Annotated in this window: 17 protein-coding genes; 5 read left to right on the forward strand and 12 right to left on the reverse strand. The window is 41.1% G+C overall.

The genetic code is table 11. From position 1 onward, the window contains the following. Positions 1-36: 36 nt before the first annotated feature. From FLM47_RS10515 to cydC, 5 genes are read left to right on the forward strand one after another with little or no spacing between them, the layout of a single operon-like run. Entirely contained in the window at positions 37-1,620 is a 1,584-nt protein-coding gene (locus tag FLM47_RS10515) for a cytochrome ubiquinol oxidase subunit I (RefSeq protein WP_138570093.1), read from the forward strand. Next, positions 1,617-2,756, forward strand: a complete 1,140-nt coding sequence (gene cydB / locus FLM47_RS10520; protein WP_178956344.1) for a cytochrome d ubiquinol oxidase subunit II — start codon at positions 1,617-1,619, stop codon at positions 2,754-2,756. The genes FLM47_RS10515 and cydB overlap by 4 nt, the downstream gene beginning before the upstream one ends. A gap of 12 nt (positions 2,757-2,768) precedes the next feature. Next, entirely contained in the window at positions 2,769-2,933 is a 165-nt protein-coding gene (gene cydX / locus FLM47_RS10525) for a cytochrome bd-I oxidase subunit CydX (protein WP_008110965.1), read from the forward strand. After that, positions 2,923-4,698: a thiol reductant ABC exporter subunit CydD gene (gene cydD / locus FLM47_RS10530; protein ID WP_178956345.1), complete on the forward strand. Its 1,776-nt coding sequence runs from the start codon at positions 2,923-2,925 to the stop codon at positions 4,696-4,698. Before cydX ends, cydD begins: the two co-directional genes overlap by 11 nt. Further along, on the forward strand, positions 4,691-6,427 hold the full coding sequence (gene cydC / locus FLM47_RS10535) for a thiol reductant ABC exporter subunit CydC (RefSeq protein WP_178956346.1): 1,737 nt from the start codon (positions 4,691-4,693) through the stop codon (positions 6,425-6,427). The genes cydD and cydC overlap by 8 nt, the downstream gene beginning before the upstream one ends. Before the next feature lie 12 nt (positions 6,428-6,439). Here cydC and FLM47_RS10540 read toward each other — a convergent pair whose 3' ends face one another. The 12 genes from FLM47_RS10540 to pyrH all read right to left on the reverse strand — a co-directional run bounded on the left by FLM47_RS10540 (position 6,440) and on the right by pyrH (position 18,159). Further along, positions 6,440-6,832, reverse strand: coding sequence for a septal ring lytic transglycosylase RlpA family protein (locus FLM47_RS10540; protein ID WP_178956347.1), 393 nt, complete (start codon positions 6,830-6,832; stop codon positions 6,440-6,442). A 137-nt stretch (positions 6,833-6,969) separates the two neighbouring features. Then, positions 6,970-7,740, reverse strand: coding sequence for an acyl-ACP--UDP-N-acetylglucosamine O-acyltransferase (gene lpxA / locus FLM47_RS10545; RefSeq protein ID WP_178956348.1), 771 nt, complete (start codon positions 7,738-7,740; stop codon positions 6,970-6,972). A gap of 2 nt (positions 7,741-7,742) precedes the next feature. After that, positions 7,743-8,195 (reverse strand): 3-hydroxyacyl-ACP dehydratase FabZ, encoded by a 453-nt coding sequence (fabZ, locus tag FLM47_RS10550; RefSeq protein ID WP_008110974.1) that lies wholly within the window; start codon positions 8,193-8,195, stop codon positions 7,743-7,745. A gap of 27 nt (positions 8,196-8,222) precedes the next feature. Next, complete coding sequence (gene lpxD / locus FLM47_RS10555; RefSeq protein ID WP_178956349.1) at positions 8,223-9,245, reverse strand: UDP-3-O-(3-hydroxymyristoyl)glucosamine N-acyltransferase; 1,023 nt, start codon at positions 9,243-9,245, stop codon at positions 8,223-8,225. A gap of 7 nt (positions 9,246-9,252) precedes the next feature. Continuing rightward, on the reverse strand, positions 9,253-9,771 hold the full coding sequence (locus FLM47_RS10560; RefSeq protein ID WP_010388129.1) for an OmpH family outer membrane protein: 519 nt from the start codon (positions 9,769-9,771) through the stop codon (positions 9,253-9,255). Positions 9,772-9,782: 11 nt separating this feature from the next. After that, positions 9,783-12,254 carry an outer membrane protein assembly factor BamA gene (gene bamA, locus FLM47_RS10565; protein WP_178956350.1) on the reverse strand — a complete coding sequence of 824 codons (2,472 nt, stop codon included), beginning with the start codon at positions 12,252-12,254 and terminating at the stop codon, positions 9,783-9,785. 106 nt (positions 12,255-12,360) lie between these two features. Then, positions 12,361-13,713, reverse strand: coding sequence for a sigma E protease regulator RseP (gene rseP / locus FLM47_RS10570; RefSeq protein WP_178956351.1), 1,353 nt, complete (start codon positions 13,711-13,713; stop codon positions 12,361-12,363). Position 13,714: 1 nt separating this feature from the next. After that, a complete protein-coding gene (ispC, locus tag FLM47_RS10575) occupies positions 13,715-14,917 on the reverse strand; it encodes a 1-deoxy-D-xylulose-5-phosphate reductoisomerase (protein ID WP_138605039.1) in 1,203 nt (400 codons plus the stop codon). Beyond that, positions 14,914-15,780 carry a phosphatidate cytidylyltransferase gene (locus FLM47_RS10580; protein WP_178956352.1) on the reverse strand — a complete coding sequence of 289 codons (867 nt, stop codon included), beginning with the start codon at positions 15,778-15,780 and terminating at the stop codon, positions 14,914-14,916. The genes ispC and FLM47_RS10580 overlap by 4 nt, the downstream gene beginning before the upstream one ends. 21 nt (positions 15,781-15,801) lie before the next feature. Next, the gene (locus FLM47_RS10585) at positions 15,802-16,581 is read right to left on the reverse strand and encodes an isoprenyl transferase (protein ID WP_138605040.1); all 780 of its coding nucleotides are present in this window, start codon (positions 16,579-16,581) and stop codon (positions 15,802-15,804) included. Positions 16,582-16,837: 256 nt separating this feature from the next. Next, entirely contained in the window at positions 16,838-17,359 is a 522-nt protein-coding gene (gene frr / locus FLM47_RS10590; protein ID WP_218651693.1) for a ribosome recycling factor, read from the reverse strand. Positions 17,360-17,409: 50 nt separating this feature from the next. Then, positions 17,410-18,159 carry a UMP kinase gene (gene pyrH / locus FLM47_RS10595; RefSeq protein ID WP_138605042.1) on the reverse strand — a complete coding sequence of 250 codons (750 nt, stop codon included), beginning with the start codon at positions 18,157-18,159 and terminating at the stop codon, positions 17,410-17,412. Between the last annotated feature and the right edge of the window lie 82 nt (positions 18,160-18,241).

The following is an 18,241-nucleotide window of genomic DNA, read 5'->3' on the forward strand; positions in this document are numbered from 1 at the left end:
TGTGCTGTCACTGCATCACAACCAAAGGAGCCAAAAATGATAGATGAAACCTTTGTGGATCTATCGCGATTACAGTTTGCTGTCACCGCTCTATTTCATTTTTTATTTGTGCCGTTAACAATCGGTATGACCTGGATTTTAGTTATTATGGAATCGGTTTATGTTATGACCGGTCGCGAGATTTATCGTGATATGACTAAGTTTTGGGGCAAGTTATTTGGTATTAACTTTGCTATTGGTGTGGCTACCGGCCTCACCATGGAATTTGAGTTTGGTACTAACTGGTCGTATTACTCTCATTATGTGGGTGATGTATTTGGTGCACCACTAGCTATTGAAGGCTTAATGGCCTTCTTTTTAGAGTCAACCTTTGTGGGGATGTTCTTTTTAGGTTGGGACAGGCTCTCTAAACGCCAGCATTTAGGGGTAACATTTTTAATGGCGCTGGGCACAAATATGTCTGCGCTATGGATTTTAGTTGCTAATGCGTGGATGCAAAACCCAGTCGGGGCAGAGTTTAACTATCAAACCATGCGTATGGAAATGACTAGTTTTGCAGAGCTAGTATTTAACCCTGTAGCGCAAGTTAAGTTTATTCATACTGTGTCTGCAGGTTATGTTGCGGCGTCTATGTTTGTGCTTGGGATTAGTAGCTGGTACATATTAAAAGGACGTGATTTGGCATTTGCTAAACGTTCGTTCTCGGTGGCATCAGGCTTTGGTTTAGCCTCTATTTTATGTGTTATTTTACTCGGTGATGAATCTGGCTACGAAGTCGGTGAAGTACAAAAAGTAAAACTCGCGACCATTGAAGCTGAATGGCATACCGAAGAAGCCCCCGCAGCTTTTACCATGCTTGGTATTCCTGACTCTGAAGAGCAAGTAACTCATGCTGCGGTTAAAATTCCTTACGCATTAGGTATTATTGCAACGCGCTCACTTGATGAACAAGTGATTGGTATTTCAGATCTTGAGAAAAAACACGAGAAGCGTATTCGCAATGGCATGATTGCTTATGAATACCTAGAAAAACTTCGCGCAGGTGACGATACCCCTGCAAATATCGAAAAGTTTGATAACGTGAAAGATGATTTAGGCTATGGCCTATTACTGAAACGTTATACCCCTAACGTGGTAGATGCCAGTGAGGCACAAATACAACAAGCCGTTAAAGACTCCTTCCCTAAAGTGGGTCCTATGTTTTGGTCATTTAGGATTATGGTTGGCTGTGGTGTAATTATGCTTGGCGTGTTTATTCTCTCTTTTTATTACAACGCACATCGTATTATTGAACAAAAACGTTGGTTGTTGTGGGCGGCGGTATTGAGCATTCCTCTGCCTTGGATTGCTATTGAATTTGGTTGGATTGTGGCTGAATATGGCCGCCAGCCATGGGCTATTTCTGAAGTATTACCGACCTTTTTAGCAACGTCATCGCTGACGGTAAATGATATTTTAATTAGCTTGACCGGTTTTATTGTTTTCTATACTGGATTGGCGATTGTTGAAGCATGGTTAATGATTAAATTTATTAAGCAAGGCCCAAGCTCCCTTCATACCGGTAAGTACCATTTTGAATTACCTGATCACAGCACGGCTGCTAAAGGAGAACTATCATGATTTTTGATTATGAAACATTAAAAATGCTCTGGTGGTTAATTATTGGTGTGCTGTTAATTGGTTTTGCCATTACCGATGGTATGGACATGGGCGTTGCTATGTTACTGCGCTTTGTGGGCAAAACAGACAGTGAACGGCGTACCGTTATTAATACCATTGGTGCCCACTGGGATGGTAACCAAGTATGGTTTATTACTGCAGGCGGTGCCTTGTTTGCAGCGTGGCCTATGGTTTATGCGGCAGCGTTTTCTGGTTTTTACTTTGCCATGATGCTGGTGTTATTTGCATTATTTTTTAGGCCTCTTGGCTTTGATTATCGCTCTAAAGTTGACTCTAAACGCTGGCGTAATAACTGGGACTGGGGCTTATTCGCCGGCAGTGCCATACCTGCCCTAGTATTTGGTGTCGCGTTTGGTAACTTGTTTTTAGGCGTGCCGTTTCATATCGATAATTTATTAAGAGTCAGTTATCAAGGGTCGTTTTTTGCTTTACTTAATCCGTTTGCGCTCATTGCCGGCTTGGTTAGTATTACTATGTTAGTGGCACATGCGGGCATGTGGTTACAACTGCGAACCGCTGATCAAGTTGCTGAGCGCTCAGGACAATATGGTCGCTACTCATTACTTGCCTTTATAGTGTTATTTGCGGCAGCTGGTGTGTGGGTTGCCAACCTAACGGGCTATCAAATTGCCTCTATGGGTGACACCCAAGGCCATGCAGATCCACTGGCTAAAGTAGTTACCACTGCTCAAGGCGCATGGCTTAATAACTACAGTGAGCGTCCATGGACAATGACCTTCCCTATTTTGGCATTTGCGATGGCACTGTGTGCACTCCTGTTTTCTAAATTGAATAAGCCCGCTTTGGGATTATTAGCAACCAGTGTGATGTTAATTGGGGTGATTATGACTGCGGGCATATCGTTATTTCCGTTTATTATGCCTTCAAGCAATAACCCTGATATTAGCTTAACAATTTGGGATGCGGTATCGAGCCACAGAACACTCAATGTTATGTTTATTGCTGTGGTTATATTTGTGCCACTCATTTTAGCCTACACCACCTGGTGTTATGTGAAAATGTGGCGCAGAGTGACCGTTGATGAAATTGAAAATAACCCTCACGGCAGTTATTAAGGAGACTAAATTATGTGGTATTTCGCGTGGATTTTAGGTGTACTGCTTGCTTGTACCTTAGGCGTTATAAACGTGATGTGGTATGAATTTCATCAAAATAAAAACAGCATTGCTGATGATGAACAAGCCACCCATGATTTATTAAACGAGCATAATACAAATCACAATGACGACTAATCCCCGACCAAATCGCGCGCAGCAACAACCCCTGCGCGCTTTTTTAAAACAGCAGAGTAAACCGGCGGCAATGTGGTTAAAGCTAAGCATTGCACTTGGCACAGTTAATGCGATTTTAATGATTGCAGGAGCTTACTTACTCGCGCAAACCATTCATGAGGTGATGTTTGAAGGGCATAGTTTAGCCCAAGTAACCCACTATTTATGGCCTTTAGCGGGTATTATTTTACTGCGCGCCATTTTCTTAGCGTTAAGTGAGCGCTTGAGCGCATTTGCTACCCTTAAAATTAAATCGGCTATTCGCCAAACCTTACTCGATAAACTCACACAACTCGGCCCAAGTTATATAGAGCAACATGGCCAAGGTGCAACACTTAACACGCTGCACAATGGCGTAGAAGCACTGCATGACTACTATGCAAAGTACTTACCTGGGGTTGCCTACAGTGCGCTTATTCCTATTGCAATATTAGTGGTTATATTTCCGACCGATTACAAAGCAGGATTAATATTTTTATTAACTGCACCACTTATTCCATTTTTTATGATTTTAGTTGGCCACAAAGCCGAGGCACTTAATCAAAAACGTTGGCAACAACTGGCAGTGTTAGGTAACTACTTTTTTGATCGCGTACAAGGGCTTACTCAACTAAAATTATTTAATGCCACACGCAAAGAGCTTAAACAAATCGCGCGTATTTCCGATGACTTTAGACACGCAACGCTGAACGTGTTAAAAATTGCTTTTTTATCCTCTTTTGCTCTGGAATTTTTAGCCACAATTAGTGTGGCACTGGTAGCGGTAATTATTGGCTTTAGATTATTTTTTGGCACCCTAGATTTTGCTACTGGCTTTGTAGTGCTGTTACTAGCACCTGAATTTTATTTACCCCTTCGCCAATTAGGCAGCCATTACCATGCACGCCTGCAGGGAATTAGTGCTGCTGCAGATATGTTGATTATTTTAAATGCACCACTGCCCGAAAATGATGATAGCCACACAGCAAAGATCAATGTTAATGCTAGTAGAGCTATAAGCATCCATGAGCTCAACTTTAGTTACCCTAATAGCAATGAGGGAATAAATAATATTAATTTAACCCTGCCAAGCACAGGACTAGTAGCCATTGTCGGAGCTAGCGGCTCAGGTAAGAGCACCCTACTTGATTGCATGCTTGGTTTTCACCCAGAAGTAATACAACACATATCCATTGGACAACAACCATTGACGACAGCGGATATAAGCCAATTACAACAAAACATTGCATGGATCCCACAAAAGCCAACCTTATTTTACGACACCCTAGCCGCCAACATAAAATTAGGTAACCCAGACGCTTCATATGAAGCACTTGTACATGCTGCAGAGCAAGCAGGTGCGCTGGAATTTATTAACGAGCTACCCGATGGCTTTAACACCTTAATAGGTGAGCAAGGTGAAGGACTATCTGGCGGGCAAAAACAGCGTATAGCATTAGCTCGTGCATTTTTAAAACACGCCCCTATTCTAATGCTCGATGAGCCAACCGCTCATTTAGATAGTCAAACCGAGCAACTCATTCAAAACGCAATTGCTGAGTATGCAAAAAACCACTTGGTGATCACCATCGCACATCGCTTAAATACAGTAAAAAATGCTAAGCAACTTATCGTTATGGAAAACGGCTGCATCGTTCAACACGGCGATTTTAAAGCGCTCAGCCAGCAACCTGGCGAATTTGCAAAGCTGCTAAAAACAGCACAACAAGGGGTAACTAATGGCTAATTTTATTCGTTTGCTCAAATTGTGCCGCCCTCATTATAAAGCGATGCTTTTAGGGACGTTTCTAGCGTCACTCACGGTGCTAGCAAATGTAGGCTTACTCGCTATTTCAGGCTGGTTTTTAGCTTCTATGGCAGCCGCAGGAATTGCCGGCGTCCATATGAACTACTTTACCCCAGCTGGCACCATCCGCTTTTTAGCGATTGTGCGCACCGCCTCACGTTACGCTGAACGCTTAGTTACTCACAACGCCACATTTTTATTGTTAAGTGAAATACGAGTAAACATGTTCGCCACTCTCAGCAAGCTCAATAACCTTGATTTAGCTATGAGCCGCAGTGCCGATTTAGTTAATCGCTTACAAAACGATGTAGACGCATTAGATAAGTTTTATTTAAATGTGTTGCTGCCGATGTTAGTAGCTTTACTGACTGTGCCTATTATTATGCTGTTTATGTCAGCCTACAATGTAAATGTCGCCCTTATTTGTTTTGTTGGCATTATTATTATTGGGGTGATTATACCGGCAATATTGAGTAAGCAATTAGATAAAAATAGTCACCAAGAAACCTTACTTAGTGCACAACTTAGAGCAGAGCTATCAGACACCCTTACGGGCCTTAGAGAACTAAATATTTATCAAGCTCGAAACCAACAACTCACTAAGTGTGATCAGTTAAGTGTACAGTATAATCAGCAATTATTTATTCGTCATAAGACTCTTGGCAACGCTGATGGCTTAAGCTTACTCATAGTGCAATTGGCTATGCTTGCCAGCATTATTACTATTGTGCCGCTAGTGTTTAGCGGTGCTATGGTCAATGTAGAGCTGGCGATGTTGAGCCTGTTTGTGCTTGCCAGTTTTGAAAGCGTATTGTTACTGCCTAATGCCTTTATTGAGCTTCCTAATGTACTAAAAGCAGCTGAGCGACTCTTTATTCTTGAAGACAAAACGCTTAGCACAAATAATGTATCAACCACAGATATTGAGCTATTAAATAAGCACTGGGCATTATCATTAAATAATGTCAGCTATCACTATGGCCAAAAGCAGGCATTAAATAATGTGAGTTTTGAGCTCCCCGCGAAGCAAAAAGTGGCTATTGTTGGTAGAAGCGGCAGTGGTAAAACTACCTTAGTGAATTTGCTCAGTAGTTTATGGCCACTGCAGCAAGGAACAATAAACTTACAAAGCGACAAAAAAATCATAAGCCTGCATGATTTAAATAATGAGAGTCGTGCAAAGACATTAAATATTTTAGCTCAGCAGCATCATATTTTTGATGGCACATTAAGCGAAAACCTTGCTTATGCAGCTCCCGATGCAACCTCTCAACAAATGATAGCAGCATTAACACAGGCAGAACTTGGTGGTTGGTTCTCTGAGCTCAAACAAGGGCTGAAAACCCGTTTAGGTACCGGCGGGCGAAATGTGTCTCAAGGTCAATCAAGACGTATAGCCTTGGCACAGGCCCTGCTACAAAAACCCGCCATTTTAGTACTCGATGAACCGACTGAAGGGCTCGATAATATTTCTAAACAAGCTGTTATGAATAGTGTTTTACAGCTAAAAGAGCATGCCAGTGTATTAACAATTACTCATGATCCAGCATTGTTATCGCAAATGGATAGTGTTATCTGGTTAGATAGTGGACAAATCATCGCTCAAGGTTCACATCAACAATTGCTCAATGAACACCCTGACTATGTGGCGTTAACAACCCGCTTTTAGCCCTTAGCAGTATTACTTATTCTCAATAACGGTGACCGATACATCAATAACGCCGGCGCTAGAGTCGGCTATTTTTTCAAACATAGCTTTTGATAGATCTATAATTCGCCCCTGAATATAAGGACCCCTGTCATTAATTCTCACCACTACTGACTTATTATTAGCACTATTAGTAACTTTTACCCGTGTACCAAACGGGAGTTTTAAGTGAGCAGCTGTTGCTGCTTGTTGGCTAAATCGCTCGCCACTGGCAGTAGTTCGGCCGTGGTACTTATCAGCATAAAATGATGCTTTACCTTGCTCTGCAACATCACGTTGTTGATTATTTATATTACTTGGCAAAGCACTACATGCATTTAAAATAACCAATAGCATTGAAAGCAATACTAACTTTATCAGTTTCATTCTTTATACTTTATAGGGAAATGTGTAGGAAGTGTAATAGGACAAGGCTGAGTAGAGACTGAATTATTAATCAGCTAATAAAAAACCACCTTGATTACTCAACGGTGGTTTTTTAAATCTGTTAAAAGTACTATTTGTTAACGCACAATACCGCGTTCAGAACTTTTAACGAAATCAATCATCAGTTGCACTGCTGGAAACTTTGCAGCATCTTCAGCAAGTAATTCAATCGCTTCATCAACACCTAAGCTCTTGCGGTAAAACGCTTTATAAGCGCGGCGTACTGCCATGATTTCATCACTTTCAAAACCACGGCGTTTCATGCCTTCAGTATTGATTGCCGCAGGGCCTGCTGGCATACCTATGGTAGTAACGAATGGAGGCACGTCTTTATTTACCCCCGAATACATACCAACAAATGCATGCGCACCAATTTTACAAAATTGATGCACACCGGAGTTGCCCGCTAAAATCACCCAATCACCAACATGAACGTGACCCGCTACACTGGCATTATTTGCAAAAATAACGTTATCACCAACAACAGCATCATGCGCAACATGAGTGTAAGCCATAAATAGATTATTGCTGCCTATTTTAGTGACGCCCTCATCTTGGATTGTGCCGCGGTGAATAGTCGCACACTCGCGAATAACATTATTGTCGCCAATAATTAAGCTGGTTGGCTCGTTGTTATATTTTTTGTCTTGGCAGGCTTCGCCTACAGAAGCAAACTGAAAAATATGGTTACCAGAGCCAATGGTAGCAGGCCCTTTAACAACAACGTGAGACTCAATTATACAGTCATCACCAATAACAACATCATTACCGATGTAACTGTATGGTCCAACTGACACATTGTTACCAAGTTTTGCACCCGGTTCGATTATTGCCGTAGCATGGATCACAATTAAAACTCTCTTCTAGCACACATGATTTCGGCGCTACACACTGTTTTGCCGTCAACTTTAGCTTCAGCCGCAAATTTCCATATGTTACGACGCTCTTTTAAAAACTTAACATGAAGATGCATGGTATCACCTGGTACAACCGGCTGCTTAAAACGGGCATTGTCTACGGCTGCAAATAGGTAAAGTTCGTTTTCGCTGCGATTTTCAACCGTTTTAAACCCTAATAGACCCGTTGCTTGCGCCATTGACTCTAATATTAGCACACCAGGAAAAATCGGCTGATTTGGGAAATGGCCAGTGAAAATAGGTTCATTAATCGATACATTTTTAATTGCATGCAACGATTCACCTGGGGTGAAATCGATTACACGATCAATTAGTAGCATCGGGTAACGGTGCGGTAATAAACTTAAAATTTCTTGAATATCAAGGCTATTTAATTCGTTTGCCAAAATAGCATCCTTATTAGTGTTCAACGTTCATGACTTGTTCAATGCTTCAAGCGCTTTTAGACGTGATTTCATGTCTGAAAGGTTGCGCAAATGAGCAATTGATTTTCGCCATTCTTTGTTAGTCGTATGAGGCATACCAGATGAGTAGATACCTGGTTCGTTGATTGATTTGGTCACCATACTCATGCCAGTAATTATAACACCATCACACACAGACATGTGACCGTTAATTGCGCTCATGCCGCCAATCTGGCAATTTTTACCTATGGTGACACTGCCTGCAAGTACAGTACAACCGGCAATAGCAGTGCCTGAGTTAACTTCAACGTTGTGTGCTATTTGACACTGGTTATCAATAATAACGTTACTGTGGATAATAGTATCATCAAGCGCACCACGATCTATCGTGGTACTTGCGCCAATTTCTACTTTATCGCCAATGATCACAGAGCCTAATTGTGGAATTTTAAGCCACTGACCACGTTCATTTGCATAGCCAAAGCCATCACTACCAATGACCGTATTAGCTTGCAATAAACAATCTGCGCCAATCTCAACATCATGATAAATGCTCACACTTGGCCAAAGTTTGGTGCCTGAGCCTATTTTAGCACGTTCACCAATAAAACTGTTCGGACCAATTTGTGCGTTATCACCAATTACAGCATCAGCTTCAATTACAACATTAGCACCAATGGCTGCACTTTTGCTCACTTGTGCACTGGCATGTATTACCGCACTCGGGTGTATACCGCTATTTGCACTACGTGGTGTAGTATCCATAAACTGAGCGAGTTTGGCATAACAAACATAAGGATTGGCAACGATGATTTTATTGCCTGAAAAGTAAGGCGCATCGTCAGGGCTAAGTATTACTGCGCTGGCCTTTGTTGTCTCAAGCTGAGATCGATATTTCTTGTTCGCTAAAAATGCAATATGCCCAGTATGGGCATTTGCAAGTGTCGCTATTTTTTTAATTTCTAAAGCGCCATCACCTTGAAGCTCGGCACCTAGAAGTTCCGCAATTTGCGAAAGCGTATAATTTTGCATAGATTAATTATTTCTTACTTACAGCTGTTACTACTTTTTCAGAAAGATCAGTTACTTCTTTAGGGTTGAAGTAAATAGTTGTGTCTTTTACTTTAACTTCGTCAAAATCACCTTTTTTAGCAATCTCTTGGATAGTTTCAATGATTAAAGTCTGAACTTTAGCCAACTCTTGATTTTGACGTGCTTTAATTTCTTGCTCTAATGGACGGCCCTTTTCAGCAAGGTTTTTTTGCATACCCTGGATTTTATCACGTAATGCGTCTTTTTGATCTTGACTCATTGTGGTGCTTTCACGCTTAAACTTTTCAGCTTCAAAGCGAATATCGCCCTGTAACTTTTCAAGCTCTTGACGACGCTCAGCAAATTCAGTTTGTAAAGACTGTTCGATTTTAGCCATTTGTGGAAGCTGCTTGTAGATTTCTTGCATATCTACAATACCCACTTTATGAGCAAAAGCATTAACTGATGTACCCATCATAAGTGTAGCTAGAACTGCAACTGCTGTTGATTTGAATAATTTTTTCACAAAAAACTCCTTTAGAAAGTGTTACTAATATTAAAACTGATGGTCTTGGTATCGTCATCTTCTTCTTTTTGCAACGGATACGCAAAGCTGATCAGCATAGGACCCATAGGTGAGATCCATTGTAATGATAAACCGGTTGCAACCCTAAAGCGCATTGGGTCTGAATAATCATCTAATTTTGCACGCTCATCAATACCTAAGTTTTGATAACGATCAACGTTAAACTCGGTATCCCAAACGTTGGCAGCATCAACAAAGAAACTAGTACGTACCGAACTGGTATTTTCTTCATCTAAGAACGGTGTAGGAACAATAAGTTCCATACCTGCAACCGCCTTCGCGTTACCACCTATACGGCCTTGAGTTCTCAATACATCAAACTCCGATGCTCCACCAATATTACCTGTGGTTGTACCATCACCTGATGGCGTGCCTGGTATAGATTGTGGTACTCGTGATACTGCACGCGGTAAGATAGTATTTCTATCAAAGCCACGTAGTTCCATTTCTGTAATACGGAAATACTCTTGGAATGGAAGCGTCTGCTCATACCCATTAGTAGAGCCATAACCATTACCGTAACCTAATGCCGCACGCGTTGAGAACACCCAACGATGGTCGTTTGAAATCGGCCAGTAGAAACGTGAATCGTAATTTAATTTAAAGTATTTTAAATCTGAATTCGGCGTTGTTGCTGTTAGGTTTAATGTTTGTCTTGAGCCTGCTGTTGGGAATAAACCACGGTTAACCGTTACACGCGACCAACCCACACTTAACTCATACTTGGTAAACTCAAAGCCCGCATCTGGGTTCTCTGGGTCTAGGAAAGTTTCACGTAGTACACGTGTTTGCTCATATTCTGCAATATCAGATAGCTCTTCTTCTATCCAACGAGCTCCAAAGTTAATACGGTTTATAGCATCAATTGGAAAACCAATGTTAGTTCCAAGACCATAACTCTTTGACTTATAGTCAATCAAGCTAAACTGGCTAGCGTCGTAATTACTATAAAAAATACTGCTACCTTGCGATACACCATCTGGCGTAAAGTAAGGGTCTGTGTATGACACACTAACGCGTTCAGAACCACGCGAGGTATTAATGTTAAAACCAATTTGATTACCCGTACCTAAAAAGTTAGATTCGGTTACACCAATATTAAATTGCAGACCTAAGTATGAACCATAAGCAAGACCGGCGTTAAAACTACCTGCAGATTGCTCTTTAACAGTAAAGTCAACGTCAACTTGATCATCAACACCCGGAACAGGCACTACATTAAAGTCAACCGATTCCATATAAGGTAAGCGTTGAATTTGCAATTTAGAACGCTCTAAGTTTTGGTTAGATAACCATGCCCCTTCAAGCTGTGTCATTTCACGCCGCAGTACTTCATCAGCTGTATTTTGGTTACCACCTACAATGATTCGACGTACATAAACACGTTTACCAGGGTCAACCGATAAAGTCAGTTGTACCTCTTGGTTTTCATCATCAATTTCTGGAATGGTGCGTACTTCAGCGTTAGCATATCCAAAACGAGCTAAGTAACTTTTTATAAACTCTTCTGAAGAAGTTACCACTGAGCCGTTATAAAGCTCTCCGGTGCGAAGCGGGATAACACTTTTGATTAGTTCTTCTCGGCCGAGTAAATCACCGATAAAATCAAAGCCTTTTACCTTGTACTTTACGCCTTCGGTAATATTTGCCGTTACATAAACCGATTCACGCTCAGGACTGACTGACACTTGAGTCGAATCAATATTGAAGCGTAAATAGCCACGGTCTAAATAAAAGCTACGAATTTTTTCTAAATCGCCTTCGATGGTTTGTTTTTGATAGCGATCGCTACCCATAAACTGCCACCAAGGCAAATCTTGTTGCGACTCAGCAAGCTGTAATAACTCTTCGTTTGAAAAAAGTTCATTACCAACTAAGTTGATTTGACGAATAGAGGCAGCATCGCCCTCATCAAACTCGAGTCTCAGTTTAACCCGATTACGTGGCAGCTTAGTGATGCTAATGTCCACTTTTGCATTGTATTTACCAATACTGTGGAAAAACTCAACTAAACCTTTTTCAATATTATCGATAACCGTTTTGTCCAGCGGCTCGCCTTGACGAATATCTTGTTGATCAAGCGACTGGTTTAACTGCTCATCTTTAATGTCTTTATTGCCTTCAAATTCAATAAAGCTAATTGTTGGACGTTCAGTTACTTTAAAAATTACGTTATTGCCATCACGCAACGCTTTTATATTGTCAAAGTGACCAGAGCGATAAAGTGACTTAATTGTTTTTGAAATTGTGTATTCATCAACATTGTCGCCCACGTTAATAGGAATATGCGTTAATGCGGCACCAAGTGCAACACGTTGCAACCCTTCAACTTTTAAATCTTCAACAATAAAGGAGTTTTGGCCTAGGGCTGCAAAACTTGCACCCAATAAACTTGAAACTACCAAATGTTTTTTTATAGCCATTTTATTATCTTTATCCTTTACAACTGTATTACCGCTTAGCATCGAAAACTAAATAGTTACGAGCTTTACAATCGTGTTCTAATTTGTCGTTACCACGCTTAAACAACTACAAGCGCGATACATCATTGAACAAAGCGAAACATGTTAGAAAAATGAGTAGCAAGGCTCCCACTTTAAAACCAAACTCTTGTGTCTTTTCAGAGACCGGCTTTTTACGAAAAAGTTCAATTATGTAATACATTAAGTGCCCACCATCAAGCACCGGCAGAGGAAGTAAATTAAATACTCCCAAATTAACGCTGATCAAAGCTAAAAAGCTTAAAAATGCGACTAATCCGTAACTAACACTTGTGCCTGCGCCGACTGCAATGCCGACAGGCCCACTTAAATTTTTCACTGACACTTGACCAGTAATTAAGTTACCTATCATGTCAAAACTCAGCGTAATTAAACGCCATGTCTCTTTTGTGCCCAGCACAATACTATCTAGTGGCCCATAATGTCTAGTCTCAACAAAATCATCAGGCCACTGCTCTACAACTGGAGCAACACCTAAAAAGCCTTGTTCAACACCATTACTAACAACTCGGCTCTTTGGGGTAACTAATATGGTTTTTATACTATCTTGTCTTTTTACACTAAATTGTAAGGATTTGTTAGCCGATTGAGTAATAAGATTAACTAATTGCTGCCAACTGCTCATTGTTTCACCGTTTACAGCCAAAATAACGTCATTAACCTGTAAATTTGCCTGTTCAGCAGCAGAGTCTTTGGTAATTGCAGCGATGGTGAGTGTTGCTTGAGGGCGAAACGGCACAATCCCCAACGAACTTAATGGCGGTACGTCTTGCTGATCAAGCTTCCAGCCATCGAGGTTAAGAGTCTGCGTTGTTTGTTGATAATTTTCGTTACGTAAAGTAACAGCAACGCTTTTATCACCCAAGTGCGACATCAAAGAGAAAGTCGCATCTTGCCAATTGCTAATATCGTCATCACCAATTTTAATTATTTGCTGAGTAGGCAAAATGCCCGCTTGTTCTGCTCTGCTGCCTTCAACAACATTGCCTACAACCGGTTTTATGGTTTGCACACCCACCATATACATGACCGCTAAAGAAAAAATAGCGAATAAAAAGTTCGCCATGGGCCCTGCTGCTACAATAGCTATTCGCGCTTGAACAGATTTAGCATTAAACGATAAATGACGTTGATTGGCAGGTACTTCATCAACACGCTCGTCTAACATTTTTACGTAACCACCTAGTGGTATTGCCGCAATCACAAACTCAGTATTGTATTTATCGTGCCATTTTAATAGGGGTTTACCAAAACCAATTGAAAAGCGCAGTACCTTAACGCCAGCCTTGCGTGCTACCCAAAAATGACCATATTCGTGAACGGTCACTAAAATACCGAGCGCAAGTATAAACGAGCCTAAATTCCAAAAAAAATCGAACATCTTAATGCACCACTTTTGTTATAAACTGCGTTGCGCTTATGCGTGCTAAACGATCACACTCTAAAACTTCATCTAGAGTTTGCACATTAGTAAACTTTGCAGTCTCTAACGTTTGCGCATTCACTTTATAAATATCAGTAAAACTAATTTGACCTTGTAAAAATGCATTTACAGCTATTTCATTGGCAGCATTCACCGTAGTTGTTGCCCCCTGTCCCGCATCACACGCAGCAATTGCCAATTTTAAATTAGGGTAACGCGAGAAATCAGGTTTGGTGAACGAAAAATCACAAATATCAGAAAAGTTTAGCGGTTTAACTCCCGCATCAATTCGCTGTGGAAAAGCAAGCGCATGCGCTATTGGGGTGCGCATATCGGGATTTCCCATTTGCGCTAAAATAGAGCCATCTTGGTATTGCACCATAGAGTGGATAATACTTTGTGGGTGGATCACCACATCAATATCGCTGGCATCACAGTTAAATAACCATTTAGCCTCAATAAACTCTAAACCTTTGTTCATCATCGTGGCTGAATCTACCGATATTTTTTGTCCCATTGACCAATTAGGGTGAGCAACCGCTTCACTGACGCTAACACTAGCAAGCGTATTAATGTCACGGTTTAAAAACGGCCCTCCAGAACCAGTTAATAAAATTTTACTAACACCATGCTGCTCAAGCCGTGCTTGTCCTTGGGTGTTTTGTAACGCACTAGGTAAACACTGAAAAATGGCATTGTGTTCGCTGTCGATGGGTAATAAAGTTGCTTGGTGTTGTTTCACTTTATCAATAAACAACTGACCCGACATCACCAATGACTCTTTGTTTGCCAGCAACACTTTTTTACCCGCTTCGACTGCGCTCAAAGTGGGTAGTAATCCAGCCGCACCAACAATTGCTGACATCACAGTATCAACATCAACATGCGCACAAAGCTCACTCATAGCTTTCTCGCCATGCATTACTTGTGTTTTACTTATGCCTTTTAAAAGTTCACAAAGCTGCTTAGCGGCTTGCTCTGAAGCCATAACAGCATAACGAGGTTGATGAGCAAGACACAACTCAGCCATTTTTTTTGCATTTTGCCCAGCGGCTAATGCGAACACCTTGAACTGCTGTTGATTTCTTGCAACAACATCTAACGTGCTAAGACCTATCGACCCCGTCGCACCCAAAATAACCAGTTGTTGCACTGCACTCATAAACTAAGTGTCCAGGCAAAGCAAATAACAAACATCGGCGCTGCTGCAGTTAAGCTATCAATACGGTCTAAAATACCGCCGTGTCCAGGTAGGCAACTGCCGCTATCTTTAAGACCCGCTTCGCGCTTAAACATACTCTCTAGTAAATCACCTACCGCAGAGAACAAAGCAATAAATGCTGTCATTACTGCATAAATAGGCCATACAGAAGTATCAACATTGGTGTAAAAACAAAAAGCCAATACAAATAACACCGCAGCAACCACGCCACCAGCGAGGCCTTCTATGGTTTTATTTGGACTAACTTTAGGCATTAGCTTATGTTTACCGAAACTTTTACCGGTAAAGTAAGCGCCAATATCGGCACTCCATACAATACCCAGTACCACTAAAATCAGCATAGAACCATAGTGTGTTGATTCTGTATATTGCGCACTGCGAAGCGTATTAAGCGCAAGCCACAGTGGTATCAATGTCAGTAAACCGGCAATACCGCGCATTACAAGTCCTTCGTTCCAGCCTTTAGCCATAGCGGGGTAACGCCACACTAAATAACTTGCAACCAGCCACCACGAAAACGATAAGGTAAATAAGTAATTGGCATCACCTACAAGCTTGCCGTTCTGCCATAGGGTTTCTATCGGCCAATGTAAATTAAGTAAGCCTAGTAAAACCGCAACTAACAATACAAACGCACCGCGCTTTAGTTTATCGCATAGCCCCATAAAAGCAGACCATTCCCATGCGCCCATTAATACAATAGCACCCGCAAAATAACTAAATAACGTTAGTGGGGTGTAAAAAACCAAAGCCAGTGCTAATGGCGCTAGCACTAGTGAGGTTAAAATACGTTGTTTTAACAAAATGATGACCCTTAATCTATTTTAGGTTTGAGCGAGTAATTGTTTTATTTGTTCGCCCGTGCAACCAAAACGTCGCTCTCTGGCAACGTAACATGCAATGGCCTCTGCAAAAGCAGCTTCGTTAAAGTCAGGCCAAAGTGTATTGGTAAAATAAAGTTCAGCGTAGGCTGCCTGCCAAAGTAAAAAATTACTAATTCTGACATCGCCACCAGTACGGATCAGTAAATCAGGCTGTGCCTGATCTGCCATACTCATATGCTGTGCAATATGTTCTTCTGTAATGTCTGCGGGATCAATTTCCCCATTTGCTACTTGTAAAGCAACCAGCTTAGCAGCATGGGTCATATCCCAGCGACCACCGTAATTTGCCGCTACATTTAAGTGCAGGCCGGTATTATTCGCTGTTAGTTCTTGTGCAGTATGTACTTTCGCGCGCAAGCTTTCAGAGAATCGAGATAAATCTCCAATGATGGTTAGTTTTACGTTATTTTTATGCAGCTTTTTAACTTCTTTACTTAGTACAAATAAAAAAAGCTCCATTAATGTATTTACTTCGTCTTCAGGGCGGCGCCAGTTTTCACTACTAAAAGCAAATAAGGTCAACGATTGTATCCCTAATTTAGTACAAAACTGCACAGATTGACGAACTGCATCCACGCCCTTTTTATGCCCATATACACGAGGCCTATTTCTAGCTTGTGCCCAACGCCCGTTCCCATCCATGATGATAGCAACATGTTTAGGCAAACATTGCTGTGAAATTGTATCAGCGTCTAGAACCATAAATTTTGTGTATTCCATAAAAAAACGCCGCCTAGTATACCCCAGACGGCGTTTCAAAACTAATAAATTTAACCTGTACCCGTGATAATAAATCTACTTTAAGCAAATAATTATACAGCTAACAACCTTGTATTTACTGACAACTGAGTCGTCACTAAAGAGCAGTCACAATCTGTTACCTTTTAAAATCACACTATTAAAATAAAGTGCGAAGACTGATAAGCAGCGACTTAAATATCTAACTAAAGCTGTTTATTTGGGTTTAGAACAGTTATTAAATTTCCATCAACTCAGCTTCTTTTGCTGTTAGTTGTGTATCCATTTCTTTAATGAACTTATCAGTGATTTTTTGAATTGCATCTTCACCTTGACGTGCTTCGTCTTCAGAGATGTCTTTATCTTTTAATAAGTTTTTAATATCGCCATTTGCATCACGGCGAATATTACGAATAGCAACACGTCCGCCTTCTACTTCGCCACGCACGATTTTAATTAAATCTTTACGACGCTCTTCAGTTAATGGAGGAAGTGGTACACGAATAACCGTGCCTGCAGACATTGGGTTTAAACCAAGGTCAGAAGCCATAATCGCTTTCTCAACTGCCTGAGCTAAAGATTTATCAAATACACCAATAGCCAGTGTACGTGAATCTTCAATAGTTACATTTGCAACTTGGTTTAGAGGCGTTGGTGCGCCGTAGTACGACACCATGATGCCGTCTAAAATTGCAGGATGAGCACGGCCAGTACGAATTTTAGATAATTGACTACCAAGTGCTGCTACACTTTTTTGCATGCGCTCTTGCGCATCTTTTTGAATATCGTTAATCACGGTTTAATCCTAATCTAGTTACTAACTTCATCTGAGGCTTGTGAAGAAATAAGGGTTCCTTCTTCTTCACCCATTATTACGCGCTTTAATGCGCCTGATTTATTCATATTAAATACGCTCAATGGCATATTATGGTCGCGAGCAAGAGTGAATGCCGCTAAATCCATTACTTTTAATTCTTTATCAATAATTTCATTGTAGCTTAAGTGACGGTAAAGTGTCGCTTCAGGGTTTTTCACCGGATCATCACTAAATACACCATCTACTTTAGTCGCTTTAATTACCGTATCAGCTTCAATCTCGATGCCGCGTAAACACGCCGCAGAGTCAGTAGTGAAGAACGGGTTACCTGTACCAGCGGCAAAAATAACAACGCGACCTGTTTTTAACAAGCTAATTGCTTCAGCCCAGTTATACGCATCACATACGCCATTTAATGGGATAGCTGACATTAAGCGACAATTTACAAACGCACGGTGTAGCGCATCACGCATAGCTAGGCCGTTCATTACGGTTGCAAGCATCCCCATGTGGTCACCAACAACACGATTCATGCCCGCTTCGGCTAATGAGCCACCGCGTAAAAAGTTACCGCCACCAATAACCAAACCCACTTCTACGTCGAGTTCTACAAGCTCTTTAATTTCTTGTGCCATACGATCTAAAACTTTTGGGTCGATGCCGAAGCCTTCGTCTCCCATTAAAGCTTCACCACTTAATTTGAGAAGAACACGTCTAAAAATAGGTTTGCGATTGATAGTCATAGTTTTGGGGCCAACTTTTATTGAATTATGGATAAAAAATAACCGCGCTTATGTTAAACATAAAAGCGCGGTTATTTTAAAG

The organism is Pseudoalteromonas sp. Scap06 (assembly GCF_013394165.1).
Taxonomy (GTDB): Bacteria; Pseudomonadota; Gammaproteobacteria; order Enterobacterales; family Alteromonadaceae; genus Pseudoalteromonas.

Bases quoted from the DNA above. Each gene is read 5' to 3' on its own strand.
- cydD (WP_178956345.1), top strand. From the start codon at position 2,923: ATGACGACTAATCCCCGACCAAATCGCGCGCAGCAACAACCCCTGCGC.
- FLM47_RS10515 (WP_138570093.1), top strand. From the start codon at position 37: ATGATAGATGAAACCTTTGTGGATCTATCGCGATTACAGTTTGCTGTC.
- cydC (WP_178956346.1), top strand. From the start codon at position 4,691: ATGGCTAATTTTATTCGTTTGCTCAAATTGTGCCGCCCTCATTATAAA.
- bamA (WP_178956350.1), bottom strand. From the start codon at position 12,254: ATGGCTATAAAAAAACATTTGGTAGTTTCAAGTTTATTGGGTGCAAGT.
- cydX (WP_008110965.1), top strand. From the start codon at position 2,769: ATGTGGTATTTCGCGTGGATTTTAGGTGTACTGCTTGCTTGTACCTTA.
- cydB (WP_178956344.1), top strand. From the start codon at position 1,617: ATGATTTTTGATTATGAAACATTAAAAATGCTCTGGTGGTTAATTATT.
- FLM47_RS10540 (WP_178956347.1), bottom strand. From the start codon at position 6,832: ATGAAACTGATAAAGTTAGTATTGCTTTCAATGCTATTGGTTATTTTA.
- pyrH (WP_138605042.1), bottom strand. From the start codon at position 18,159: ATGACTATCAATCGCAAACCTATTTTTAGACGTGTTCTTCTCAAATTA.
- rseP (WP_178956351.1), bottom strand. From the start codon at position 13,713: ATGTTCGATTTTTTTTGGAATTTAGGCTCGTTTATACTTGCGCTCGGT.
- ispC (WP_138605039.1), bottom strand. From the start codon at position 14,917: ATGAGTGCAGTGCAACAACTGGTTATTTTGGGTGCGACGGGGTCGATA.
- lpxD (WP_178956349.1), bottom strand. From the start codon at position 9,245: ATGCAAAATTATACGCTTTCGCAAATTGCGGAACTTCTAGGTGCCGAG.
- frr (WP_218651693.1), bottom strand. From the start codon at position 17,359: ATGCAAAAAAGTGTAGCAGCACTTGGTAGTCAATTATCTAAAATTCGT.
- FLM47_RS10585 (WP_138605040.1), bottom strand. From the start codon at position 16,581: ATGGAATACACAAAATTTATGGTTCTAGACGCTGATACAATTTCACAG.